General features: G+C 72.8%; 23 protein-coding genes. 18 read left to right on the forward strand and 5 right to left on the reverse strand.

What is annotated here, in order from left to right; all coding sequences use genetic code 11:
* Nucleotides 1-214: 214 nt before the first annotated feature.
* The 14 genes from map (at nt 215) to ACH4TL_RS40705 (ending at nt 10,132) form a co-directional block, all read left to right on the forward strand.
* A complete protein-coding gene (gene map / locus ACH4TL_RS40640; RefSeq protein WP_398330184.1) occupies nt 215-1,051 on the forward strand; it encodes a type I methionyl aminopeptidase in 837 nt (278 codons plus the stop codon).
* A gap of 165 nt (nt 1,052-1,216) precedes the next feature.
* Nucleotides 1,217-1,438 carry a translation initiation factor IF-1 gene (gene infA / locus ACH4TL_RS40645; RefSeq protein ID WP_003956442.1) on the forward strand — a complete coding sequence of 74 codons (222 nt, stop codon included), beginning with the start codon at nt 1,217-1,219 and terminating at the stop codon, nt 1,436-1,438.
* A 27-nt stretch (nt 1,439-1,465) separates the two neighbouring features.
* On the forward strand, nt 1,466-1,579 hold the full coding sequence (gene rpmJ, locus ACH4TL_RS40650; protein ID WP_003956441.1) for a 50S ribosomal protein L36: 114 nt from the start codon (nt 1,466-1,468) through the stop codon (nt 1,577-1,579).
* Nucleotides 1,580-1,766: 187 nt separating this feature from the next.
* Entirely contained in the window at nt 1,767-2,147 is a 381-nt protein-coding gene (gene rpsM / locus ACH4TL_RS40655; RefSeq protein WP_009715861.1) for a 30S ribosomal protein S13, read from the forward strand.
* 66 nt (nt 2,148-2,213) lie between these two features.
* Nucleotides 2,214-2,618 (forward strand): 30S ribosomal protein S11, encoded by a 405-nt coding sequence (rpsK, locus tag ACH4TL_RS40660; RefSeq protein ID WP_009715860.1) that lies wholly within the window; start codon nt 2,214-2,216, stop codon nt 2,616-2,618.
* Between the two features lie 27 nt (nt 2,619-2,645).
* On the forward strand, nt 2,646-3,272 hold the full coding sequence (rpsD, locus tag ACH4TL_RS40665; RefSeq protein WP_398330187.1) for a 30S ribosomal protein S4: 627 nt from the start codon (nt 2,646-2,648) through the stop codon (nt 3,270-3,272).
* A 114-nt stretch (nt 3,273-3,386) separates the two neighbouring features.
* The gene (locus ACH4TL_RS40670; RefSeq protein WP_009715858.1) at nt 3,387-4,409 is read left to right on the forward strand and encodes a DNA-directed RNA polymerase subunit alpha; all 1,023 of its coding nucleotides are present in this window, start codon (nt 3,387-3,389) and stop codon (nt 4,407-4,409) included.
* Nucleotides 4,410-4,488: 79 nt separating this feature from the next.
* Nucleotides 4,489-5,001, forward strand: coding sequence for a 50S ribosomal protein L17 (rplQ, locus tag ACH4TL_RS40675; RefSeq protein WP_398330190.1), 513 nt, complete (start codon nt 4,489-4,491; stop codon nt 4,999-5,001).
* A gap of 130 nt (nt 5,002-5,131) precedes the next feature.
* A complete protein-coding gene (gene truA / locus ACH4TL_RS40680; protein ID WP_398330193.1) occupies nt 5,132-5,983 on the forward strand; it encodes a tRNA pseudouridine(38-40) synthase TruA in 852 nt (283 codons plus the stop codon).
* Nucleotides 5,984-6,114: 131 nt separating this feature from the next.
* Nucleotides 6,115-6,993 (forward strand): STAS domain-containing protein, encoded by an 879-nt coding sequence (locus ACH4TL_RS40685; RefSeq protein WP_398330196.1) that lies wholly within the window; start codon nt 6,115-6,117, stop codon nt 6,991-6,993.
* Complete coding sequence (locus ACH4TL_RS40690; RefSeq protein WP_398330197.1) at nt 6,990-7,400, forward strand: STAS domain-containing protein; 411 nt, start codon at nt 6,990-6,992, stop codon at nt 7,398-7,400. The genes ACH4TL_RS40685 and ACH4TL_RS40690 overlap by 4 nt, the downstream gene beginning before the upstream one ends.
* On the forward strand, nt 7,384-7,881 hold the full coding sequence (locus tag ACH4TL_RS40695; RefSeq protein ID WP_398330199.1) for an ATP-binding protein: 498 nt from the start codon (nt 7,384-7,386) through the stop codon (nt 7,879-7,881). The genes ACH4TL_RS40690 and ACH4TL_RS40695 overlap by 17 nt, the downstream gene beginning before the upstream one ends.
* Nucleotides 7,878-8,903 (forward strand): SpoIIE family protein phosphatase, encoded by a 1,026-nt coding sequence (locus ACH4TL_RS40700; RefSeq protein WP_398330202.1) that lies wholly within the window; start codon nt 7,878-7,880, stop codon nt 8,901-8,903. Before ACH4TL_RS40695 ends, ACH4TL_RS40700 begins: the two co-directional genes overlap by 4 nt.
* A complete protein-coding gene (locus ACH4TL_RS40705; protein WP_398330205.1) occupies nt 8,900-10,132 on the forward strand; it encodes a PP2C family protein-serine/threonine phosphatase in 1,233 nt (410 codons plus the stop codon). The genes ACH4TL_RS40700 and ACH4TL_RS40705 overlap by 4 nt, the downstream gene beginning before the upstream one ends.
* A gap of 15 nt (nt 10,133-10,147) precedes the next feature.
* Here the strand turns inward: ACH4TL_RS40705 and ACH4TL_RS40710 are convergent, their stop codons facing one another.
* Nucleotides 10,148-10,771, reverse strand: a complete 624-nt coding sequence (locus ACH4TL_RS40710; protein ID WP_398330208.1) for a hypothetical protein — start codon at nt 10,769-10,771, stop codon at nt 10,148-10,150.
* A 101-nt stretch (nt 10,772-10,872) separates the two neighbouring features.
* The gene (locus ACH4TL_RS40715; RefSeq protein ID WP_398330211.1) at nt 10,873-12,957 is read right to left on the reverse strand and encodes a glycosyltransferase family 4 protein; all 2,085 of its coding nucleotides are present in this window, start codon (nt 12,955-12,957) and stop codon (nt 10,873-10,875) included.
* Between the two features lie 352 nt (nt 12,958-13,309).
* Between ACH4TL_RS40715 and ACH4TL_RS40720 the strand changes: the two genes are divergently transcribed.
* The 4 genes from ACH4TL_RS40720 to fxsT all read left to right on the forward strand — a co-directional run bounded on the left by ACH4TL_RS40720 (nt 13,310) and on the right by fxsT (nt 21,359).
* On the forward strand, nt 13,310-14,065 hold the full coding sequence (locus ACH4TL_RS40720; protein WP_398330214.1) for a hypothetical protein: 756 nt from the start codon (nt 13,310-13,312) through the stop codon (nt 14,063-14,065).
* Between the two features lie 202 nt (nt 14,066-14,267).
* Nucleotides 14,268-15,782 carry a hypothetical protein gene (locus ACH4TL_RS40725; protein ID WP_398330217.1) on the forward strand — a complete coding sequence of 505 codons (1,515 nt, stop codon included), beginning with the start codon at nt 14,268-14,270 and terminating at the stop codon, nt 15,780-15,782.
* Nucleotides 15,766-16,875 carry an AAA family ATPase gene (locus ACH4TL_RS40730; protein WP_398330220.1) on the forward strand — a complete coding sequence of 370 codons (1,110 nt, stop codon included), beginning with the start codon at nt 15,766-15,768 and terminating at the stop codon, nt 16,873-16,875. The genes ACH4TL_RS40725 and ACH4TL_RS40730 overlap by 17 nt, the downstream gene beginning before the upstream one ends.
* Nucleotides 16,872-21,359, forward strand: a complete 4,488-nt coding sequence (fxsT, locus tag ACH4TL_RS40735) for an FxSxx-COOH system tetratricopeptide repeat protein (protein WP_398330223.1) — start codon at nt 16,872-16,874, stop codon at nt 21,357-21,359. Before ACH4TL_RS40730 ends, fxsT begins: the two co-directional genes overlap by 4 nt.
* Here fxsT and ACH4TL_RS40740 read toward each other — a convergent pair.
* Genes ACH4TL_RS40740 through fxsA form a run of 3 tightly spaced genes read right to left on the reverse strand, consistent with a single transcriptional unit; the run spans nt 21,266 to nt 24,317 of the window.
* On the reverse strand, nt 21,266-22,924 hold the full coding sequence (locus ACH4TL_RS40740; RefSeq protein ID WP_398330226.1) for an aKG-HExxH-type peptide beta-hydroxylase: 1,659 nt from the start codon (nt 22,922-22,924) through the stop codon (nt 21,266-21,268). The two genes, fxsT and ACH4TL_RS40740, sit on opposite strands and share 94 nt — an antisense overlap.
* Nucleotides 22,921-24,150, reverse strand: coding sequence for an FxsB family cyclophane-forming radical SAM/SPASM peptide maturase (locus tag ACH4TL_RS40745; RefSeq protein WP_398330229.1), 1,230 nt, complete (start codon nt 24,148-24,150; stop codon nt 22,921-22,923). The genes ACH4TL_RS40740 and ACH4TL_RS40745 overlap by 4 nt, the downstream gene beginning before the upstream one ends.
* The gene (gene fxsA, locus ACH4TL_RS40750; protein ID WP_398330232.1) at nt 24,147-24,317 is read right to left on the reverse strand and encodes an FxSxx-COOH cyclophane-containing RiPP peptide; all 171 of its coding nucleotides are present in this window, start codon (nt 24,315-24,317) and stop codon (nt 24,147-24,149) included. Before fxsA ends, ACH4TL_RS40745 begins: the two co-directional genes overlap by 4 nt.
* Between the last annotated feature and the right edge of the window lie 105 nt (nt 24,318-24,422).

The following is a 24,422-nucleotide window of genomic DNA, read 5'->3' on the forward strand; positions in this document are numbered from 1 at the left end:
GTCCTGGGGTGTGGGGTTGCCGGGGGGGGGGTGGTGTTGGTTGTCGGGCTCCCGGCGGGGGGGGGGGGGGGGGGCCCCCCCCGGGGGGGGGGGGGGGGGGGGGGGGGGGTTGGGGGGGGGGGCCGCCGGGGGGGCCCCCCACGGCCGTACTGTTGAGCAGATACGTCACGGCACGACGACCGCGGCACCAGAGACTGACCCTGGAAGGCACCCCATGGTGGAGATCAAGACGGCCGAGCAGATCGCGAAGATGCGCGAGGCGGGGCTGGTCGTGGCCGCCATCCACGAGGCGACGCGGGCCGCCGCGGTGCCCGGCGCCTCCACCAAGGACCTGGACGACGTCGCCCGCAAGGTGATCGCCGACCACGGCGCCAAGCCGAACTTCCTGGGCTACGGCGGCTTCCCCGCGACCATCTGCACCTCGGTGAACGACGTCGTGGTCCACGGCATCCCGGACCGGGAGACCGTGCTCAAGGACGGCGACCTCCTCTCGATCGACGCGGGCGCGATCATCGACGGCTGGCACGGCGACGCCGCCCTCACCGTCTTCGTCGGCGAGGGCCACGACCCGGAGCTGTACGAGCTGAGCCGGGTCACCGAGGAGTCGATGTGGGCCGGGATCGCCGCGGTCCGCAAGGGCAACCGGCTGATCGACATCTCCAAGGCGATCGAGGGCTACATCCGCCGCCAGCCGCGCCCGGCCTCCGGCAAGTACGGGATCATCGAGGACTACGGCGGCCACGGCATCGGCAGCCAGATGCACATGGACCCGCATCTGCTGAACTATGTCTCCCGCAAGCGCGGCAAGGGCCCCAAGCTGGTGCCCGGCTTCTGCATCGCGATCGAGCCGATGGTGAGCCTCGGCACCGCGAAGACCCACGTCCTCGCCGACGACTGGACCGTCAAGACGGACGACGGCACCTGGTCCAGCCACTGGGAGCACTCGGTCGCGCTGACCGAGGAGGGCCCGCTGGTGCTGACCGCGGTGGACGGCGGCAAGGCGAAGCTGGCCGAGCTCGGCGTGGAGACCGCGCCGGACCCGTTGGCCTGAACCTGTTCCCCCTCGTGATCCTCTCTGGCATAAACAGCGCGGAATCCGGGCATGCTGCCCCGGATTCGTGTTTCGGGATGCCCTGACGTAGACTGACACGTCGGCTCACGCATGCCCTCCCGCATGTCGCGAGCCGATCAAGGTAGCCGATCCCGAAAGCAGGACATGGCCAAGAAGCAAGGCGCCATCGAAATCGAGGGCACCGTGATCGAGTCTCTGCCGAACGCGATGTTCAAGGTGGAGCTTCAGAACGGTCACAAGGTCCTCGCGCACATCAGCGGCAAGATGCGCATGCACTACATCCGCATCCTGCCCGATGACCGAGTTGTCGTGGAGCTGTCTCCGTACGACCTCACGCGCGGACGGATCGTCTACCGCTACAAGTAGATCTCACGACCCGGAGAACCTCACACCATGAAGGTCAAGCCGAGCGTCAAGAAGATCTGCGACAAGTGCAAGGTGATCCGCCGCCACGGCCGGGTCATGGTCATCTGCGACAACCTGCGCCACAAGCAGCGCCAGGGCTGACGCACGCCGGCCGATAGACCTGCACCTCTCGCAGCAATCTTCGCGCGACGCATAGCTGTACGTATATATACAGTCACCCGTTCCCGCTCCGGTGGGGACGACACCCCCGGTCGGAGGCCGGGGACCCGGCCGCTCGGCCGGGAGTGGTGCTGTGGAAGACCTCCGACAACCATCTGGAGCCAGATTCATGGCACGCCTTGCAGGCGTTGACCTCCCGCGCGAAAAGCGCGTCGAGGTCGCCCTCACCTACGTCTTCGGCATCGGTCGCACCCTTGCCCAGCAGACGCTCGCCAACACCGGTGTGAACCCGGACACCCGCGTTCGCGACCTGGCCGAAGAGGACCTGGTCAAGATCCGCGAGTACGTGGACAACAACATCAAGACCGAGGGTGACCTCCGTCGTGAGATTCAGGCCGACATCCGCCGCAAGGTGGAGATCGGCTGCTACCAGGGCCTGCGTCACCGCCGCGGCCTGCCGGTCCACGGCCAGCGCACCAGCACCAACGCCCGCACCCGCAAGGGCCCGCGTCGCGCGATCGCCGGTAAGAAGAAGCCGGGCAAGAAGTAGTCCGCACCGGACGCTGCCAAGCGGTCCGAGCTGTAGGACCGACCACCTCCACGGGAGAATTCAGGAATGCCTCCGAAGAGCAGGACGGCCGGCGCCAAGAAGGTGCGCCGCAAGGAGAAGAAGAACGTCGCCCACGGGCACGCTCACATCAAGAGCACGTTCAACAACACCATCGTCTCGATCACGGACCCGACCGGGAACGTGATTTCTTGGGCCTCGGCCGGCCACGTCGGCTTCAAGGGCTCGCGCAAGTCCACTCCGTTCGCCGCGCAGATGGCCGCCGAGTCGGCCGCCCGCCGCGCGCAGGAGCACGGCATGCGCAAGGTCGACGTGTTCGTCAAGGGTCCGGGCTCCGGCCGTGAGACCGCGATCCGCTCGCTCCAGGCCACCGGCCTGGAGGTGGGCTCGATCCAGGACGTCACTCCGACTCCGCACAACGGATGCCGCCCCCCCAAGCGCCGGCGCGTCTGACCGGCTGAAGTAGGAGACAACTAGAAAATGGCGCGTTACACCGGGGCCGACTGCAAGCGTTGCCGTCGGGAAAAGCAGAAGCTCTTCCTCAAGGGGAGCAAGTGCGAGAGCGCAAAGTGCCCGATCGAGATCCGTCCTTACCCCCCGGGTGAGCACGGTCGCGGGCGCACCAAGGACAGCGAGTACCTTCTCCAACTCCGCGAGAAGCAGAAGGCGACCCGCATCTACGGTGTCCTTGAGAAGCAGTTCCGTGGCTACTACGCGGAGGCGAACAAGAAGACCGGCAAGACCGGTGAGAACCTTCTTCGCATCCTCGAGACGCGGCTGGACAACGTGGTCTACCGGGCCGGCTTCGCCAAGTCCCGCGACCACGCCCGTCAGCTGGTCCGTCACGGTCACTTCACCGTGAACGGCGTCAAGACCGACATCCCGTCGGCCCGCGTCGCCGTGAACGACATCATCGAGGTCCGCCAGAAGTCCCGGACCATGACCCCCTTCCAGGTGGCCGTGGCCGAGGCCGGCGAGCGCACCGTGCCGGCGTGGCTGGAGGCCATTCCGTCCAAGCTGCGCATCCTCGTGCACTCGATGCCCGAGCGCCAGGTGATCGACACCCAGGTGCAGGAGCAGCTGATCGTCGAGCTCTACTCGAAGTAGTACACCGAGTAGCGAGGACGATACGGGCGGTACGGCGCCGTTTGGCACGTACCGCCCGTACCATTGAAGGGTTCGGCGTCAAATAGCGGGCGCCGGAGACTGGAGGAAAACCCCATGCTGATCGCTCAGCGTCCCTCGTTGACCGAAGAGGTCGTCGACGAGTTCCGCTCCCGGTTCGTGATCGAGCCGCTGGAGCCGGGCTTCGGCTACACCCTCGGAAACTCCCTGCGTCGTACGCTCCTCTCCTCGATTCCCGGTGCGGCGGTCACGTCCATCCGGATCGACGGGGTCCTGCACGAGTTCACCACCGTGCCGGGCGTCAAGGAGGACGTCACCGACCTGATCCTCAACATCAAGCAGCTGGTCGTCTCCTCGGAGCACGACGAGCCGGTCGTGATGTACCTGCGCAAGCAGGGCCCGGGTCTGGTCACCGCCGCCGACATCGCCCCGCCGGCCGGTGTCGAGGTGCACAACCCGGACCTGGTCCTCGCCACGCTGAACGGCAAGGGCAAGCTGGAGATGGAGCTGACCGTCGAGCGCGGTCGCGGCTACGTCTCCGCCGTCCAGAACAAGCAGGTCGGCCAGGAGATCGGCCGGATTCCGGTCGACTCGATCTACTCGCCGGTCCTCAAGGTCACCTACAAGGTCGAGGCGACCCGTGTCGAGCAGCGGACCGACTTCGACAAGCTGATCGTCGACGTCGAGACCAAGCAGGCCATGCGCCCGCGCGACGCCATGGCGTCGGCCGGTAAGACCCTGGTCGAGCTGTTCGGCCTGGCCCGCGAGCTGAACGTGGACGCCGAGGGCATCGACATGGGCCCGTCCCCGACGGACGCCGCCCTGGCCGCCGATCTGGCGCTGCCGATCGAGGAGCTCGAGCTCACGGTCCGTTCGTACAACTGCCTCAAGCGCGAGGGCATCCACTCCGTGGGTGAGCTGGTCGCGCGCTCCGAGGCGGACCTGCTCGACATCCGCAACTTCGGCGCCAAGTCGATCGACGAGGTCAAGGCGAAGCTGGCCGGGATGGGCCTCGCGCTCAAGGACAGCCCGCCCGGATTCGACCCGACCGCCGCCGCGGACGCCTTCGGCGCTGACGACGACGCGGACGCCGGTTTCGTCGAGACCGAGCAGTACTGATACCTCCGGCGGGCACACGCTCGTCGGTAACTGACACCGGTACCTGATACGGCCGGTGCAGACATCTAGGAGATACACCATGCCGAAGCCCACCAAGGGCGCCCGTCTGGGCGGCAGCGCTGCGCACGAGCGGCTCCTGCTGGCGAACCTCGCCACCGCGCTGTTCGAGCACGGCCGGATCACCACCACCGAGGCGAAGGCCCGCCGCCTGCGCCCGGTCGCGGAGAAGCTGGTCACCAAGGCGAAGAAGGGCGACCTTCACAACCGCCGTCTGGTGCTCCAGTCCATCCGGGACAAGAGCGTCGTGCACACTCTCTTCACCGAGATCGCGCCGCGCTACGAGAACCGGCCGGGTGGCTACACCCGCATCACCAAGATCGGTAACCGCCGTGGCGACAACGCCCCGATGGCGGTCATCGAGCTGGTCGAGGCCCTGACCGTGCAGCAGGAGGCGGTCGGCGAGGCCGAGGCCGCCACCAAGCGCACCGCCAAGGACGCCGCCGGTGACCAGGCCGTCGCGGACCTCAAGAAGGACGAGGCCACCGAGGCCGAGGCCACTGAGGCTCCGGCGGAGGAGTCCAAGGACGCCTGACGTCTTCCCCGCGTAAGCGGGGGTGGCCCTGACGCCTGACGTCCCTGAGGCTTGTTGTACTGAACGGGCCCGCCCCAGATTCTGGGTGCGGGCCCGTTCGGCGTTGTGCGGAGTGGAGAGGAACGGTTGCGTGAGTGACGAGGCGGCGCCCGGTTTCGTACGGGTCCGGCTGGATCTGAGCTACGACGGCAAGGACTTCTCGGGCTGGGCCAAGCAGCGCGAGCGGCGCACCGTCCAGGGCGAGCTGGAGAGCGCCCTGCGCACGGTGACCCGGTCGCCGGAAGGCTTCGACCTGACGGTGGCGGGCCGTACCGACGCCGGGGTGCACGCCCGTGGGCAGGTGGCGCACGTCGATCTGCCGACGGAGGTCTGGGCCGAGCACCGGGACAAGCTGCTGCGCCGCCTGGCGGGGCGGCTGCCGCACGACGTACGGGTCTGGCGGGTCGCCGAGGCGCCGGCCGGGTTCAACGCGCGCTTCTCGGCGGTCTGGCGGCGGTACGCCTACCGGGTGGTGGACCATCCGGGCGGGGTCGATCCGCTGCTGCGCGGCCATGTGCTGTGGCACGACTGGCCGCTGGACGTGGACGCCATGAACGCGGCCTCGGCGCCGCTGCTCGGCGAGCACGACTTCGCCGCGTACTGCAAGCGGCGGGACGGGGCCACCACCATCCGCACCCTCCAGAAGCTGAGCTGGGAGCGCGGCGCGGACGGGGTGATCACGGCGACCGTGCGGGCCGACGCCTTCTGCCACAACATGGTCCGCTCGCTGGTCGGCGCGCTGCTCTTCGTCGGTGACGGCCACCGCCCGGCGGACTGGCCGGGGAAGGTGCTGGCGGCGGGGGTGCGGGATTCGGCGGTCCATGTCGTACGCCCCCATGGGCTGACCCTCGAAGAGGTCGGCTACCCGGCCGACGGGCTGCTGGCGGCCCGGAACAAGGAGGCCCGCAACAAGCGTTCACTACCCGGTGCGGGATGCTGTTGACCTGCGACGCGTGTGTGATCGCGATCAGCGGGTACACGATTGCGCGCATCTGTGTCTGGAGCCGGAGCACAGGAGATCGATAACATTTACACCGCAGATACGGTGGCCGACCGGGAAGGGACGAAGACCGCGTGAGTACCAGTGAGGCCGCCGTACGTGAACGGCTGACGAGGGCTCTGCAGGAGCGCGACGAGGAGATCGCCGACCGCTGGGTCGCGCTCCAGCTGGAGCAGGCGCTGCTCGGCACCGACATCAGCGAGGCGGAACTCCGCGAGGAGGCCGACTCGTTGATCGACGCGCTGGTCCACGGCCTGGAGAGCGAAGCTCCGGTGGACCGGGTCGTCACCTCGCACCCGGGGCTGCACGAGGCGGTCATCGGGCTGTCGCTGCGCCGGGCCCGGTCCGGGGCGACCCCGACCGCGACCTCGCTCGCGGTGCTGGCGCTCAAGGAGGCGCTGCTGAAGGCCGTCCAGCAGGAGACCCTGGAGGCCGAGGAGCTGTTCGCCACGGCGGTCTTCATCAACCGGCTGCTCGATGTGGCAGGGGCGCTGTCCTTCGAGACGTATGTGGAGGGCCGCGAGGAGATCATCCGGCGGCAGAGCCAGCAGCTGATGGAGCTGTCCACGCCGGTGGTGCGGCTGTGGCAGCAGGTGCTGGCGGTGCCGCTGATCGGCACGCTGGACACCGCGCGGACCCAGGTCGTCATGGAGAACCTGCTCCAGGCGATACAGGACCATGAGGCGCTGGTCGCGATCATCGACATCACGGGCGTCTCGACGGTGGACACCGCCGTCGCCCAGCACCTCATGCAGACCGTCAACGCCGTGCGGCTGATGGGCGCGGACTGCGTCATCAGCGGCATCCGGCCGTCCATCGCGCAGACGATCGCCCAGCTCGGCATCGACCTGTCCACCATCCTCACGCGGGCGTCGCTGGCCGATGCGCTGGCCGCCGCGATCAAGCTGACCGACGGCCCCGGCCCGGACGGGGAAGCGGGGGAGAGCCGGTGAGCGGACACCGCCCGGTGGGCGTGCCGATCCTGCGGCTGGGCGACGTCCTGGTCACGGGACTGCTCAACGAGCTGGACGACCGGGCCGCCATCGCCTTCACCGAGGAGCTGACCGCGCGCATCTCCGCCGAGGGGGCGCGGGGCGTGCTCATCGACATCTCCCGGCTGGAGATCATCGACTCCTTCGTGGCGCGCACCCTGATGGAGCTGACCACGGTGTCCCGGCTGCTGGGCGCCCGGGTGATCGTGGCGGGCATGCGGCCGCCGGTGGCGATCACCCTGGTCGAGCTGGGGATCGAACTGGTCGGTGTGGAGACCGCGCTCAACCCGGAACAGGGCCTGGCCGCACTGGGGTGGCGGCAGGCCCAGGAACCCCTGGGAGGGTCCCGACGTGGCGTTGCCCGGTGAGTCCGCCGTCGCTTCCCGGCCGGGACCGTCGCCCCGCGGGGGCGACGGTCGGGCGGGTGCGCCCGTAACCCATCAGGCCGTCCGTCAGGACACCCATCAGGTCCGTACCGAGGAGGATCTGCTGACGGTGCGGCACGCGGTGCGCGCGGCCACCATCGAGGCCGGATTCGGGATCGTCGACCAGACCCGGGTGGTCACGGCGGCGAGCGAGCTGGCCCGTAACGCGTATGTGCACGGCGGGGGCGGCACCGTGACCGTGGAGCAGGTGCGCGGCCCCGGCGGGCGGGGGCTGCGGCTGGTCGTCAAGGACGACGGGCCCGGCATCGCCGACCTCGACACGGCGCTCACCGACGGCTTCACCACCGGCGCGGGGCTGGGGCACGGACTGGGCGGGGCGCGCCGTCTGATGGACGAGTTCACGGTGCACACCGGCGCCGGGCAGGGCACGGTCGTGGTCGCCACCCGGTGGACGGTCCGGTGACCCGTACGACGGTGACCCCCACCGCCCAGGTACGGATCGACCACCACAGCGCGGTCCACCTGGCGGCCGAGACGGCTCGGAGGGCGGCGCGGGCGTGCGGGCTGCCCGGCGCGCTGCCCGACCAGGCGGCCGTGGTGGCCTCGGAGCTGGCCACCAACCTCGACAAGCACGCCAGCGACGGCACCCTCTACATCCAGCCGGTGCCGCTCGGCGAGGGCGTGGAGATCCTGGCGGCCGACCGCGGCCCCGGCATGGCCGAGTTGGAGCGCTGCCTCGCGGACGGCTACACCACCGCCGGGACGCTCGGGGTGGGGCTCGGCGCGGTGACCCGGCTCGCCACCCAGTTCGTCATCCGCACCGGTACGCGGGCCGGTGCCGAGGTCGGGACCTGGGCCTGCGCCCGGCTCGCCCCGCCCGGCGACTGGGCGACCGCGTCCCAGGGCGTGGGCTCGGTGTGCCTGGCCGTCGAGGGGGAGGAGGACTGCGGTGACGCCCGTGCCGTCGCCGACACCGGGGACAGCCGCACCGCCGCCGTCCTGGACGGTCTCGGCCATGGGACCCAGGCGGCGGAGGCGGCCAATATCGCGCTGCGCACCTTCCTCGCCGACCCCGGGCGGCCGCTGGGCGAGCTGCTGACCGCCATGCACCGCGCCCTGCGGCACACCCGCGGGGCCGCGGCCGGGCTGGTGCGGCTCCACGCGGACCACGCCGAGTACTGCGGCATCGGCAACGTCCGGGTGCTGGCCCTGACCCATCAGGGCGTGCACTCCCGGCTCACCGGGCAGCCCGGTGTCGTCGGCTGGTCCATGCCCGCCCCGCACGTCCACCGCTTCCCGCTGCCGCCCGGTGCCACCGCGGTGCTCCACAGCGACGGCATCGACGCCGGATGGGCGCGCGATCCGTCACCGTTCCTGCTCCGGCTCCCGCCCTCCTTGCTGTCCGCCGCACTCGCCCATGGCCATCGCCGCAGCCGCGACGACGCCACGGTTCTGACGGCCAGGCCCCCACAGAGGCATCCATGACCACCCGGACCATCGGCTGCGCCACGGCGGACGGGCTCAGCCGGGCCGTGCGCCGCATCGCCCGTGACCACGCTGTGGACGCTGCGCAGCGCGGACGGCTCGTGCTGTCCGTCGCGGCCGTCGCGGAACCGGCCCTGCGGGCGGCCGGACACACGTCGTTGAGCTGGACGTTCCAGTGCGAGGATGACGACAGGGCCGGGCTGCTGACGCTGGCGCTCGGGTTGGAAGGGCCCATGGCGCTGCCGTCCGCCGAGGCCGCCGCCGCGCTGCCGCTGCCCGCCGACGCGGTGACCGGCCGTGAGGTGGTGTGGCGCCTTCCGGCCGCCCGGGCTGCGGACGTCCCTGAGCCGACAGCGGCCGACGACGCGGCGCTGGTGGCGGAGGAGCTGCGTGCCGTGGTGGCCCGTACCGACGCGCTCACGGCCGAGCACCGCCGTCTGAAGGACGAACTCGCCGAGACCAACAGCGGTGTGCTGGCCCTCTACGTCCAGCTGGACGAGCGCGACGAGCGGCTGCGCAAGGCGCACGGGCAGACGCTGCGGGAGCTGGAGGACGCGCTGCGTCCGGCGCCGTTGGTGGTCGAAGGGCTCGAACTCGCCGTCCACTACGAGCCCGCGGGCACCGACGCGCCCACCGGGGGCGACCTGTACGACTGGTTCACGCTGCCCGACGGCACGGTCCACATCACGGTCGTGGACGCGCTGGGCCACGGCGTGACCAGTACCCGGAGCGCGCTCAACGTGACCCACGCGGTGCGCACCCTGGCGCTGGAGGGCCACCACCTCCAGTCGATCGTCGCCCGCACCGACGAGATCCTGCTGCCGTTCGACCGCAGCGTGATGGCCACCGTGCTGCTGGCCCGGATCGATCCGGCCAGCGGCGAGCTGTGGGTGGCCAACGGCAGCCATCCGCCGGCGCTGCTGCTGCGCGACGACGGCACGGCGCGCTATCTGGAGGCGCGGGGGCGCGGGATCGGTTTCCCGCTGCCGGGAAGCGACCGGCTGTTGACCGAGAAGATGGCGCCGGGCGATCTCCTGCTGCTCTACACCGACGGGCTCACCGAGAGCCGTCGGGACCCCGTGGAGGGCGAGAAGCGATTGATCGAGGCCGCGTACGAGCATCTGCGTGCCCCGATCGAGGAGATCCCCGGCGCCATCGCGGACGATATGCACACCGTGATCCTGCACCCGGACGACACGCTCGCGCTGGCCGTCCGGGTCCGGTCCTGACGATTCCCAGGATTCTCAGGAGGACCGCAGGCCGTGGGAGGACCGCAGGACCGCCGGCCGGTGGTGCCGCTCCCGCTGGCGCCGTCGCCGCAGCGCCCGGTCGTGCGGCTGCGCCCGGACCAGCTCTTCGAACAGCGGGTGGGCGCCGAGCAGCGCCTCCCGCAGCCGGTCCGTGTCGACGTGGCCCGCGCGCGCCCGCTCCGCCTCGGTGTGCAGCCGACGGTAGCCGTCGACCTCCTGGGCGTGCCGGACGGACAGCGCCTCCAGCAGCTGTGCGTGCGACTCGGCCGGATAGCCGCGCTCGGCCGCCAGTGTGCCGAGCAGCCGGTCGGCCTCCCGCACGGCGAGCTCGGGCGATTCGACGAACCGCTCGTGCATGCCCGACCAGAAGGCCGCGTACTGTTCCCGGGACTCCGGCGTCAGCGCCCGTATCGACAGTTCGCCGTAGCGTCGCAGCCGCTCGCTGAGCTCCCACTGCGCCGCCTTCGCATCGCCGTCATGGCGTGCTACGGCCCGGTCGTACTCCGGGCCGAACCGGCTCTTGAGGCCGTCGCGGCTGCTCTGCCGCACCGGCCGCGCGAACACCAGCGCCACCATGGCCACCAGCGCCGCTATCAGGATGATGAGCGTGACTGACATCGGATTGCCTTCCGCAGAGGTTTCCTCGCTCGAGGCTTGACATCACCCAGTGTTACCCCCCTGGCCAGAGGCAAACGCAGTCGATTCACCGGCCCCTTCGATCAATTTGTGTGTGGTGCACAGGTAATGGCCAGGTCCTCGGCCTCGCTGAGATAGGGCCGGACACCGTGGGTGATCGGGTGCAGATCGGTCGTGTGACGGTCGAGGATGTCCCCGACGACCCGGCCGATGCGGATCGCGGCGGTCGAGTCGGGCGCCTTACGGAGCGTCAGGTCCCAGCCCGCGGTGCCCTGCTGGCCGCCGCGCGCCGCGTGGATGCGCTCGTACGGAAGGGTGAAGCGGAACCGGCTCGCGTCCAGCGCGGTGACGCCCGCGGTGAACGGCAGTGCCGCGCCGCGCGGGGTGGCGATCGCGCTCGGGGCGGCGTCGGGGGCGAACCGGGCGCCGTGCAGGGTGCCCTCGACGACGAGCCCGTCGGCCTCGGCGCGGATCACCCGGGCCTCGGCGTGGGCCGGGCGGCGCCAGGTGCGCAGCGCGAGGTAGCCGTCGACCGTGGGGTACGGGATCCACCAGGCGAACGGGGAACCGGGCAGCGGCTCCAGGCCGATCAGCCCCCGCCCCTCGGCGAACCGGCAGAGCACCCGGCGGCGCACCCCGTCCGATGAGCGCACCACGTGCACGTCCCAGCGGCCCTCGGCGAGGTCGATCGCACGGCGGTCCAGGGTCGCGGTCCAGGGGCCGCCCGGAGCGACCGGCGGCCGCAGCGGCACCCGCACCGGGGCGCTCTCGCCGCGGCGCTGGGTGAGGGTCAGCGCGAGGCCGGTGCCGTGCACGTCGGCGGGTTCGACCAGCACGGTCATGGTGCCGTCGGCGTCGACGCGGCACGAGGCGACCGGGCGCAGCGGCCTGCGGATCAGCTGCTTGACCGTGGTCTTGAAGGACTTCCTGGGCACGGCCGGGCGCGCGGTGTGGGCGCCGAAGGCGCGCACCGCGGCGGCGGGCCGGGCGGCGGTACGGGGCGACTGGCCGCGCCGGGCGAAGAGTTCGGCGAACAGCTCCTCGTACGCGGCGGCCATCCGCGCCGGTGCGTACCGCTGCGCCGAGATCCGCGCCGCCTCGCCCATGGAGCGGCGCAGCGCGTCGTCCTCGATCAGGGTGAGCAGCCCCTTGGCGATGGCGTCGGCGTCGCCGACGGGGACCAGCAGTCCGTCGTGGCCGTCGGTGATGATCTCGCCGGGACCGTGCGGGCAGTCGGTGGCGACGACGGGCACGCCGCAGTGCATCGCCTCGACGATCGTCATGCCGAACGACTCCTCGCGGGAGGTGACGGCGGCGATCGCGCCCTTGGCCCATTCGGTCTCGATGGGGGAGTGGGCGCCCATCATCGTGATGTGCCCGGCGAGCCCGAGTTCGTCGATCTGGCGGCGCAGGGCGGGCGCCTGGGGGCCGCGGCCGTAGATCCTCAGGTGCCAGTCGGGGTGTTTGGTGGCGACCGTGGCCCAGGCGCGGACCAGCAGGTCGTAACGCTTTACGGGGATGAGCCGCCCGGCGGCCACGACCAGCTTGGCGCTGCCGTCGGAGGGCTCGATGCCGGTGGCGGGCACGCAGTTGGGCAGCCCGGCCAGCAGGGTGGAGACGCCGGGCAGTTGGTCGCGGTGGGTCTGCGCGTCGGCCTGGGAGACGGAGGCGTTGGCGTCGAGCCGGGCGAGGGCGGCGTCGCAGGCGGTGCGGATCTCGGCGCGGTGGGTCTCGTAGAGCCGGTGCTCCTGGCCGATCCGCAGATAGCGGCCTTCCTGGCCGAGCGCGGCGAGGCAGATCACCAGCCCGGGGCGGGTGGCGATGACGACATCGGCGTCGGTGTCGGCCAGATAGGCGGCGAGGCGCTGGTCGGTGAGCGCGTTGAAGTTGACGGTCCCTTTGGACTCGGCGGCCGGGACGTGGGCGCTGGGCTGCCTCAGCAGCGGGTTGTCCAAGTCGCCGGACTCGCGCGGCACGTCAGGGCGCTGGTCGATCAGCGCTCTGAGCCGGACGGCTCTGGGGAGGGGCAGGCCCGGGGTGTCGATGGTGCGTATCAGGGAGACGATCTCCACCCGGTGGCGGGCGGCCAGTGCCCCGGCCAGATTGAAGGTCGAGCGGATGGTGCCGCCGATTCCGTAGGCGTTGTGCAGCAGAAAAGCGATCTTCATGGTGTTGTACGCGCGGCGCCCTGGGCCGGCCGCGACGTGCCCTCCCCTCCGGATGTGCGTTCCGCTCGAATCCCGACCGAGGCTGCACCCTGCTGGTATGCCGCCGGTGTGATGCCGGTATGGAGTGAGTAAGGAACGATCGGTCGGTAAGACAGGCTGAGCGAGCAAAAGTTGCTTATGCGTGTGGTGATATGGGATGCACCACATTCAGTGTGAGCTGTACAACCTTCGCCCGCATGGCGAGTCCGCGCCCGCAGAGGTTGTTCACGACCCCTTGGGTTCCGGCGGCCCCCGTTGTTGGATGGCCGGAGGGAATCCGCGGGGGCGTCAACCAAGGGCGGGCAGAGACGTGATGACATCCGGAGCGCGGGGCGTGCTCACCGCGGCGGCGGCCCTGGCGGCCCTGGGGCTGGTGGCCGGATGCGGCGACGCCGACCGGAAAGCGGACGGGAAGCCGGACCAGAAGGTCGCTCAGGACGAGGGCGGGGACAAGGGCGGGGGCGGCGGCGCGGCGGCGCGGCCGCTGTCCGCGGCGGCCTTGGAGCGGGCCGCGCTGGCCAAGTCCGACCTCAAGGGCTACGGGATCAGCCCGATGACGGAGCGGGAGTTCAGCGGCGGCAAGGAGGCCAAGGCGCTGACGCCCGGATGCCAGCCGCTGGCCGCGCTGATGGGCACCGGCTTCGACCCGGCGCCCCGGACGTCCGTCTACCGGAGCTACGCGGCGGCCCCGGGCGGCGGAGCGGGCGTCTCCGGCGTGCTCCGGCTCTCCTCGTACCGGCCGGGCGACGCCGAGAGGACGGTGCGGGACCTGCGGAAGGCGGTGTCCGCGTGCAGCGGCGGTTTCAAGGCCACCGACGGTTCGGGGAAGCGGGCGGACGTCACCGAGGTGACCTCGCGGGACGCGCCTGAGGCGGGCGACGAGGCGCTGGCGTACAGCATGGTCGACGGCGGCAAGGAGAAGGCGGTCATCGCCTTCACGGTGGTGCGCTCCGGACCCCAGCTCACCGTGGTGTTCGGTGTGAACCTGTCCGATCCCACGCGATCCGCGGTCCCCAAAACGGTCGTGGACCGTCAGGTTCGAAAGGTGGAGGCCGCGAACCGGTCATAAGGCTGCGGTGGTATGCGCTCGGCGTGGGCAGAAGCGTCCGAAGCCTCCCGTATCCGCGCAGTACGCGCGTAACATTCGACGTACTTGGGAAAACCGGACACCGTACGTCGAACGCCCCGGAGCGAACGACGCGGAGCCGGGGCGGGTTTCGGGGGGAGCGCGCGGGAGTGGACGAACCCAACCAGGACGCGGGGCGGGCCGGATGACCGGCTTCGGAGCGTTCGACCTCTACCAGGAGCTGGCCAGGATCCTCGGCCGGCTGACGGACAGCACCGCCTGGCGGGACCGGCTGATCCACTACGTCGGGGAGCACTACGGGGTCACGCTTCCCGTGGAGCGGCACACCGTCAAGGACTGGGACCTGCGGTCCATCGCCGAAGTCTGCGACCGCTACCCCGACGGGCTGCGCGTCCTGCTGCGCGCGGTCGGCGAGGACTTCGAGGGCACCGTGGTGCTGGTGGAGGCCTGGCAACTGGTCGACCGGTGCTGTCCGGTGCCGCTGCTGACGGACGTCGAGCGCCGGGATCTGTGCGCGCTGCTGCTCGACGGCGCCGCCGTGACGGAGCTGACCGCCCTCTCCCGCTACGCGTTCGAGCTGCTCGGCCGGGCCGGTGAGGGCGACGACTCCTGGAGCGGCCGGGTGGAGCGGCTGGTGCGCGACCTGGAGGACGACGTCGAGGTGGAGGGCCGGGCGCCGGCGCTGATGACGTTCGTGGAGCGGGTCGCGGCGGGCGAGCGGACCGCGCTGCGCAAGGGGCTGCGGCAGTGGAACAACCAGGTCGCCAGGCGGCTCGACTGGCCGCCAGGACTGCTCGACGCCACCCGTGAGCGGGAGGCGGCGGAGGCGGGGCTTCCGGTCGGCGAGCGGAGCCTGGTCGTGGAGATCTCGTCCCCGCGCGCGGCGACCACCCTGTTCCGCGTCCGGGCGCGGCTGATGGACGACCGGTCGCGGGAGTTCCCGCTGCTGTGCGATGCCAGGGCCCGGGGGCGGGACGAACTGGAGGCGCGGGTCGAGGCGGTCCACCGGGAGGCCATCGAGCGGCTGGGGCTGCTCGCCCCGGGGCTCCAGGTGGAGTTCGTCCTGCCGCTGCATCTGATCTGGCTGGACGTCGACCGGTTCGAGGTACGCCCCACGGGGCTGTCCTCGCGGCCGATCGGCGAGGACCACACGGTGGTGGTCCGCCCCTGGGAGCGGCTGCGGCTGCCGCACGTCAACCACCATCTGCGGGGCCGCTGGCGCTGGCTCCAGAGCCATGGCCGGGAGTACCAGGAGGCGGCCGTGGAGTGGGTCGACCCGGGGGTGGTGCTGGAGCCCCGGAGACTGCGCCGACGGCTGCGGCACGCCGAGACCCCGGTCTGCTTCGTCCTGTTCGAGCCGCCCAGGCACACCGGGGACGAGGCCACGGACTATCTGTCCGTCCTGGTGGAGGCGGGTATTCCGGCGCTGGTCGGGGTACGCAGCGGGGGCGAAACGGTCGCAGGACGCCAAGAAATACGAAACTTCCTCACAACGGCACTCACCGATCTTCCCGAGCGGGTAAGACTGTTGAGAGGTGGACTGCGACCTGGAGGCAACGGCGAGATGCTGTCGGCGGACCTCGACGTGGACCTCGACGTGGACCTCAGCCTCGTATGGGACAGCCCGGACGGCCTGGAGGAGCTGCGGTCCGTACTGCTGCATCCGCCGATCAGGGGGGAACATGACCGATCGGCATGACATCGACGGCATCCCAGGCGGCCTGGGCGGCGGGGACGGGCTGGGTGGTGCGGGCGGCGGGGCCGGTGCGGGCGCCCCGCCCTGGTGGGTGTTCCACGACAGCGGACGGGAGCCCTCCGGGGAGCACGCGGCGCCGCCGATCCCGGCACCGCCGCCCTGGCGCGTCTTCGAGGACACCGGCGCCCCGCTGCCGCCGCCCGCCCGCGCCCCGGAAGGCCGGCGCCGGATGGGCAGGCCCGAGGGCGGCACGCTGGACCGCTCCGTCGTCGAGATGGTCAACGTGGCCCTCCACGTCCGGCGCCCGCTGCTGGTCACCGGGCGGCCCGGCACCGGCAAGTCCAGCCTGGCGTACCGGATCGCCGCCGAGCTGGGCCTGGGCCCGGTGCTGTCATGGCCCATCGTCAGCCGTACGACGCTCAAGGACGGGCTGTACGACTACGACGCGATCGGCCGCGTCCAGGACACCCCGCCGCCGGTCGGCGGGGCCGCCGAGGACCGGGTCCTGCCGGATCTCGGCCGCTATCTGACCCTGGGCCCGCTGGGCACGGCCCTGCTGCCCTGGACCCGGCCCCGGGTGCTGCTCGTCGACGAGCTGGACAAGAGCGACATCGACCTGCCGAACGATCTGCTCCATGTCTTCGAAGAGGGCGAGTTCCGCATCCGCGAGCTGGAGCGCCACCGGCAGCGCCCGGTCGTGAAGGTGATGACCGCGGACCACACCGACACCGTTCCGGTCGCGAACGGTCATGTCCGCTGTCATGAGTTCCCGGTGGTCGTGATCACCAGCAATGGGGAGCGCGAATTCCCGCCCGCGTTCCGGCGCCGCTGTCTGGAGATCCGGATGCCCGACCCCGACGAGGCGCGGCTGACCGCCATGGTCACCGCCCACTTCGGCGGCGAGCGGGGCCGCGAGACCAGAGAGCTGATCCGTGAATTCCTCGACCACAGCAGGGAGCACGGCGGCCTGGCGACCGACCAGCTGCTCAACACCGTGCACATGCTCTCCAACGGGGCGGCCAAATCCGACGAGACCTCCTGGGCGCGGCTCCGCGACGCCCTGTGGCACGCGCTGGGCACGGAACCACCGACATGACCGGGTACCGGTACGGCCGGGAGACCGACGACCCCATGCCCCGGGAGTGGGCGGAGGCCGTACTGCTGCAACAGCGCATCCGGCAGGCCGCCGCCTCCGTGGCCGCCCCGCTGGACGCACCCCCCGACCCCGCACCGGACACCCCGCCCGACCCCGGCCCCGCCCCCGACGCACCGCACGCGCCCTCCCCGAGCCGGGGCGAGCGCGTCGAGGACGGCCCGCGATCGCCCCTGCCCGCGGCGGTCCCTGCCGAACCCCAGCGGCCCGGCGGCGCCACGGGGGCGCCCACCACCGGGGCCCGCTGGCCCGGTTACGTCCTCGACCGGGCGGCGGGCGGCCCCGGCGCGGCCGCGCTGCACGCCGTCTGGCCCTGGGGCGCCGACGAGCCCCAGGGCCAGGTCGAGCTGAGCGACCCGCTGGGGCTCGGCCGCGCCCTGCGCCCCTTCGGGCGCCGCCTCCCCTCCACCCGCCACTTCACCCTGGACGAGGAGGGCACCGCCGTCCGCGCCGCCGAACAGGGCTACTGGGAGCCGGTGTTCGAGGGCGCCGATGAACCCTGGTTCGATCTCGCCCTGGTCGTGGAGGACAGCGTCTCCATGTCCGTCTGGGACGGCGCGGCCCGGGCGCTCACCGAGGTCTTCCAGCAGCAGGGCGCGTTCAGCGACGTACGGCCCTGGCGGCTGGACACCTGGAAGCCCGGCGAGGCCGTCCTGCGCCCGGACGCAGACGCCGGGGACCACGATCCGCAGGAGTTGCTGCACCCCCAGCGCCGCAGGCTGATCCTGCTGCTCAGCGACTGCGTGGGCGAGGCATGGTCGCGGGGCACCGTGCCCCGGCTGCTCGACCTCTGGGCGCGGTGCGGCCCCGTCGCCGTGCTCAACCCGCTGCCGCACCACATGTGGGACCGCTGCGACGCCGTCCCGCTGGACGTCTCGCTGCGCGCCTGCGCGGGCGGGCTGCCCAACACCGAGCTGGGTCTGCGCCTCCCGGGCCCGGCCCCGGAGGACGAGGACCGGGACGCGGAAGACCCGGCCGTGGACGAGCCGTTACCCGGGGAGGGCCCGCCGGAGGACCGGCCCGTGCCCGTACCCGTGCTGGAGATCGAGCCCGAATGGCTCGCCACCTGGGCCCGGCTGGTGACCGGCACCGGCGGCGGCTGGTTGCCCGCCGCCGCCCTGCTCACCGACGCGGACGGGCTCGCGGCCCGCTGCGCCGCCGCCCCGCGCACCCCGGAGGAGGACGATCCGCTCGCCCCGGCCGAGCGGGTGCGCAACTTCCGTGCCGCCGCCTCGCCCGCCGCCCGGCTGCTCGCCTCCCATCTGGCGCTCGCGCCGCTGACCCTGGAGGTGATGCGGCACGTCAAGAAGGCCGTGCTGCCCCGGCTGGGCCCGCTGCCGCTGGCCGAAGTCCTGCTCAGCGGGCTGCTGGAGCGTCCAGCCCCGGCCGCCGCCGCCACGGGCCTCGCCTGCTTCGCGTTCCGGGACGGCGTGCGCAACCAGCTCCTCGGCGGGCTCGGCCGGGGCGAGCTGTTCCGCGCCCTCCAAGGGGTGTCCGCGGTGGCGGCCAAGGCCATCGGCGCCCGCCCCGATCTGCTGCCGCGGTACCTCGCCGCGCCCGACGGGCCGGTCGACGACCGGCTGACCCCCGCCGAACGGGAGCTGGCCGCGGCCGCCCACCCCGCGCTCCTCGCGCTCGGCCGTCCGTACAGCAGGCTCGCGCAGCAGGTGCGCGTCCTGGTGGATCCGTCGCCTTCCCCGCCCGACGACCGCAGCGAACTTCCGGGCGTCCGCACCAAGGGAGAGACCATGTCAGGGAGCGCTCCGGACACGGAACGGCTCGCATCGTCCACATCGGCAGGCCCCCCGCAGGCCGCCGCCCGGCAGTCCGGCCCGCCACCGGCCGGACCCCCGCAGGAGAACGGCGCCGCCCCGGACACCCCTCCGGGGTCCGCCCCCGACCAGGGCTCCGCCGGTGCGCCGCCCGGCGGGTCTGTGCGCGCCCCCGGCAGCGTCCCGCTGCCGAACGCCAACTTCACCGGCCGCGAGGAGCATCTGCGGATGCTGCGGTCCTATCTCACCGAGGGCCGCCGCGCGGCCGTGCTGCCCCAGGCGCTGTACGGGCTCGGCGGCGTCGGCAAGACCCAGCTGGCGATCGAGTACATCCGCCGGTACGCCGAGGAGTACGAGCTGGTCTGGTGGGTGCGGGCCGAACAGCCCGCCGTCATCCGCACCTCGCTCTCCGCGCTCGGCGCGACCCTCGGCATCGAGGGCCCCGACGTGGACGGCGTGGTCGACAAGGTCATCTCCGCCCTGGCCTCCGGCTTCCCGGTCAAGCGCTGGCTGCTGGTCCTCGACAACGCCCTCGGCCCCGAGGACGTCCTGCCGTACATCCCGCACATGGTGGGGGTGCCCGGCGGCGCGGGCCACGTCATCATCACCTCCCGGGACGGCGGCTGGGCCGACCAGGTCAGCGCCCTCAAGGTGGACGTCTTCACGCGCGAGGAGAGCGTCGAGTTCCTGCGCCGCCGCGACACCACCATGACCGACGCGGACGCGTCGCGGCTCGCCGACGCCCTCGGCGACCTGCCGCTCGCCATCGAGCAGGCCGCGGCCTGGCAGGTCAACAGCGGGGTGCAGGTCGAGGAGTACCTGGGCCTGCTGGCCAGCCGCCGCTCCGAGGTGTTCGCCGAGCCGATGACCGTCGGCGGCGCGGAATCCGTGGCGGCCGTGTGGCAGGTCTCCATGGACTCGCTGCGGACGCGCAACGCGGGAGCCCTCGAACTGCTGCGGCTGCTGGCCTTCTTCGGCCCCGAGCCGGTGCCGCTGTCCCTGCTGCACAACGCCCGGCTGCTCAGCCTGCCCGCCGCCCTCTCCCGCACCGTCAAGGAACCGCTCAACCGGGCCCGGGCCATCCGCGACATCGGCCGCTACTCGCTCCTCACCATCGACAACCGGGCCGGTACGGTGCAGCTGCACCGGCTGGTGCGCAGCGTCCTCCAGGACGGGCTGGACGCCGGGGCGGCCGAGTCCACGGCCCATCTGGCCCATCTGCTGCTGTCCGCGCACGACCCCGGCGACCCCGAGATGCTGCGCAACTGGGAGCAGTACACCGAGATCCTGCCGCACGTCGAGACCTCCGGGATGCTGGAGTGCGAGGACCCGGACGTCTGCCACACCGTCCTCAACGTCGTCCGCTATCTGCTGGCCCGCGGCGACTTCCGCAGCGGCGTGGAGCTGGCCCGGCGCGCCCTGACGGAGTGGCGCCGCCGCCTCGGCCCCGACGATCTGCGCACCATCAACCTGATCCGGCTGCTCGGCGCGGCCCAGCGCTCCCTGGGCCGCCTGGACGAGGCCCGCGAGATGAACGCGGACGCGCTGCGGCGGCTGCGCGCCACCGTCGGCGAGGAGCACGAGGACACCCTCAACCTGGCGGGCGGCGTCGCCGCCGACCTGCGCGCCACCGGCCGCTTCCGGGAGGCCCTGGAGCTGGACGAGGACACCTACGCCAAGAGCGTGCGGGTCTTCGGCACCGACGACCCCAACACCCTGATGGCGGGCCACAACTACGCCGTGAGCCTGCGGCTGTCCGGCCGGTTCGCCGAGGCCCGCGAGCTGGACCGGAAGGTCTGGCAGGTCCGGGCCATGGTCCTGGGCGCGACGGCCCGCTCCACGCTGTTCACCGTCAACAACCTCGCCCGCGACATGCGCGAATGCGGTGAGTACGCGGAGGCGCGCACCCTCCAGGAACAGACCGTCGCCACCTACCGCCAGTACTACGGCGAGACCCATCCGCACACCCTGCGCGCCATCAAGAACCTGTCCGTCAGCTGCCGCAAGGCCGGGGACTACGAACGCGGCCTGGAGCTGGCCGTGCTGGTTCTCGACCACTACCGCCGCACCGTCGGCGACCGCCACCCCGACGCCCTCGCGGCCCTCACCAACCTCGGCAACGACCTGCGCGTCACCGGCGACCTCCAGGCCGCGGGCCAGCGCGGGGCCGAGGCCCACCAGGGGTACCGGGAGGTGCTCGGCGAGCACCATCCGTACACCTACCTGGCAGCCCTCAACCACGCCGTGACGCTCCGGGCGCTCGGCGAGCACCCGCGCGCCCACCGGCTCGACCAGGACACCGCCCCCGGCATCGCCGGCGCCCTCTGGGCGGACCACCCCTGGGTGCTGCTCTCCCGGGCCAACCTCGCCACCGGCCTGGCCCGGCTGGGCAACCACGAGGAGTCCCGGGCGCTCAACACCGAGCTGGCCGCCCGGCTGGAGACCCTGCTCGGCGACAGCCACCCCAGCACCCTCGCCGTGCTGCGCAACCTCGCGCTCGACCTGGAGACGGTGGGGCAGCCGGACCGGGCGGAGGAGCTGCGCGGGACCGTGCTCGGCCGCTACCGGTCGACCATCGGCGAGGACCACCCCGAGGCCCGCGCCGCCGCCGAAGGCGTCCGCGCCGAATGGGACATCGAGCCCCCGCCGTCCTGAGCCCGCAGGGCAGCGCAGCGTTCCACCACCGGGCGCAGCCAGTCGGCGAGGCCGGGGGCCGGGGCGGGGCCCGCGGCCTCGCGCACCGCGCGCAGCAGCTCCGGCATGGCGGCGGCGGGGTCGGGCCCGGCGTCCGGGGTGAGGGCGGGCGACCGGTGCAGCAGCCGGGCCGCCTCCCGGGGCGCGGGCAGCCCCGCCCCGTACGCGGCCGCCAGCGCGTCCACCAGCGTGCGCGGCGGCGCGGGGGCGTGCCGCAGCCGCCAGCGGACCCGGTGCCGGACCGCCGCCGAGCGGGCCTCGGCGGCGGCCGTGGGCGCGATCTCGGCCGTCGCCGCCCAGTCGGTGAGCGTGCGCCGCATCGCCTCCAGCAGCAGGCGGCCCTCGGCGGTCGGCCACGGGGAGCGGGCCAGGGCCGCCACGGTGTCGGCGGTGGGCCGCAGCCAGCGGGCGCAGTGGGTCTGGGCCGTGTGGACCTCCTCGTCCGTCCCCGCCCGAGCGGCCTCGTCGCGCCAGAAGCCGGTGACCGCGAGGAAGGCGTACGCCCCCTGGAGCAGCCCGGCGGGCGGCCGCGGATCGTCGCGCCAGGGGGCGTACGCCCGTAACTCCGGCGGGGCGTCCAGCAGGTCCACCACCGTCAGCAGGGCGGACAGCTTCGCGTGCTGGGCCTCGTGCACCAGCGCCGCCGCCAGCGACGCCGCGTCCGGGTGCGGGGAGAGGCCCACCGCGCCGACGGCGTCGCCGTAACTGGCGCTGGTCCACGGCGAGGGCCCGGTCAGCGGCACGATCGAGGCCACGGTCGCCGCCACGTCCCGCGCCCGCGCCGGGTGACGCTCCGCCAGCAGCGCCCACGCCGCCGCCGTGTCGGCCCGCCAGGCGCGCCGCTCCGCCGCGCCGAGCGGGCGCGGCGGCAGCGGGGCGCCGCCCTGGCGGAAGGGGTGCAGGGAGTCCAGCGCCACGTCCAGCGTGCGGCCCGCGGCGGTGACGCGGATCCGGGGCTCGGGGTGCCAGCCGGGCGCCCGGGCTCCGGCGGCCCGGGGGATGCGTACGGTACGGCCGCCGCCGCACAGCACCGACTCCCCGCCCGCGCCGCGGAGTTCGGCGCGCGCGGTGCCGGACGGCAGGACGGCGAGGCCGAGGCCGGGCAGCGGCACCGCGCCGTCCAGGGCGCCGACCGTGATCCGGTACGGCATCCCGGCCCGGTGCGCGGCCGCGCCCGCGAGCGCCGCCAGGCCGTCGGCCTCCGGCGGCAGCGGCGCCCCGGGGCCCGCCGCGGTCGCGGCGCGCACGCAGTACGCGGCCCACGCACCGGTCGCCGGGAGGTCGAGCGCGGCGGCGAAGGCCGCGGGGGAGCGGCGCTGCACGGCGGCCAGCAGCGCAAGACCCGCGGCCAGGCCCGGAACCGCGGGCCCGGCGGCCCTGGACAGGTCGTTCAGCGCCCGGAGCAGCAGCAGGGTCCGGCTGCGCACGGCCTCCCGCAGCAGCTCCGGCCGGACCGGGCCGCCGCCGCGCCCCACGGACTCCAGATCGGCCCGGGTGGGGGCGAGGAAGCCGGAGGGAGCGCTCACCGGACCGCCCCGGCGCCGGACAGCCGCGCCAGGTCGGCCCGGACGACATCCGCGACATGGCGGATGAACGCCTTGAGGTCGGGGCTGTAGACCGACGGGTTGCGGAAGCCCGCCCCCGGCCGGTAGCGGTGCGGATAGAGCCCGCCGCCGCACACCGCCTCCACCGGGCAGGCCCGGCATTCGGCGGCGAGCGCGTCCCGCCCCAGCTGGCGGGCCACGATCCCGGGATGGTCGAGCAGGGCGTCCAGGCCGTGCCGGAACACATCGCACCCGGTGTCCGGCGCCCCCGCGTACGCCGTCTTGAGCAGGTCGGACTGGGTGAGGCGGCCGTCCGTCTCGACCACCACCAGCCGGGACGGGCCGCCGCCCACCGACTCGACGCGGCTCGTGCCGCCGAGCAGCAGATCGAGGACGCTTTCGAAGAACGGCAGCCGGACGGTCTGCTCGGGAGCCCCGTACCAGAGGTCGAAGACCGTGGTCAGCCAGCGGGCGTACGGAACGTGGCGCGGATCGGCGGTACGGCCGGGCGGCGGGCTGCCCCAGTGCCCGAGCGGCAGCAGCAGGTCGATCGCCGGGGGCGCGAACGACAGCAGATGGCGGTAGGTCGCGGCGGGGTCGGCGGCGATGTCCACCGTGCACAGCACCCCGGCCCACAGCGGCCGGTACTCCGGGCGGCCCAGCAGGGTCAGCGCGTCGGCGACGGCCCGGTGGCTGCCGCCGCCGCCCGCGCGGGCCCGGTGCCGGTCGTGGACGGCCCGGTCGCCGTCCATGCTGACGCCGAGCAGGATGCCGTGGTCGTGGCACAGCCGCAGCACCGCCCCGTCGACGAGGGTGCCGTTGGTCTGGGCGAGGACGTCGAGCCGGGTGTGGTGCGGCAGCAGTTCGCGCAGCCGCCGCACCAGCCGTCCGAGGAACTCCGCCCCGGCGAGCAGCGGTTCACCGCCGTGCAGCAGCACCCGTACGGAGGGCAGCCGGTGCGCGGCGGCGTGCTCGGCGATGCGGCGGCAGGTGCGCTCGGCGGTCGGCCAGGCCATGGCGCGGGGCTGGTCGCGCCAGCTCTGGTCGGCGCCCCGGTAGACGTAGCAGTGGTCGCAGGCGAGGTTGCACCGGCTGTGCACCTTCAGCAGGAACTCGCGGAACGGCAGCCGGGGTACGCCCGCGGCGCGCAGCGCGGCGACGTCCAGCGCCTCGTCCGGCCAGAACGCGTGCGATAAGCCGTGGGTCACGGCCGGTCGGACGGCGCGGTGGGGAGGAGCTGGGCACCCGAGTCATAGGCGGAGACGGCGGGTTCGGCCGCGGCCACCTCGTCCACGACCCGGTGGAGGGCGTTGACCAGCGCGCTGCTGGACCCGCTCAGGATGTCGTCCAGGGGGAGGCCGGTCAGATCCGGCATCAGAGGTTCCCGTTCCCCAGTGATCCCGTGCATCGTCTCCCCCTCGAATCAGTGTGTGAATCAACGTCAGGAACGTTGTGGGGATGCCAATATGAACCACGAGAA

Origin of the sequence: Streptomyces sp. NPDC021115, from assembly GCF_044333065.1 — a bacterium.
Classification (GTDB): Bacteria; Actinomycetota; Actinomycetes; order Streptomycetales; family Streptomycetaceae; genus Streptomyces.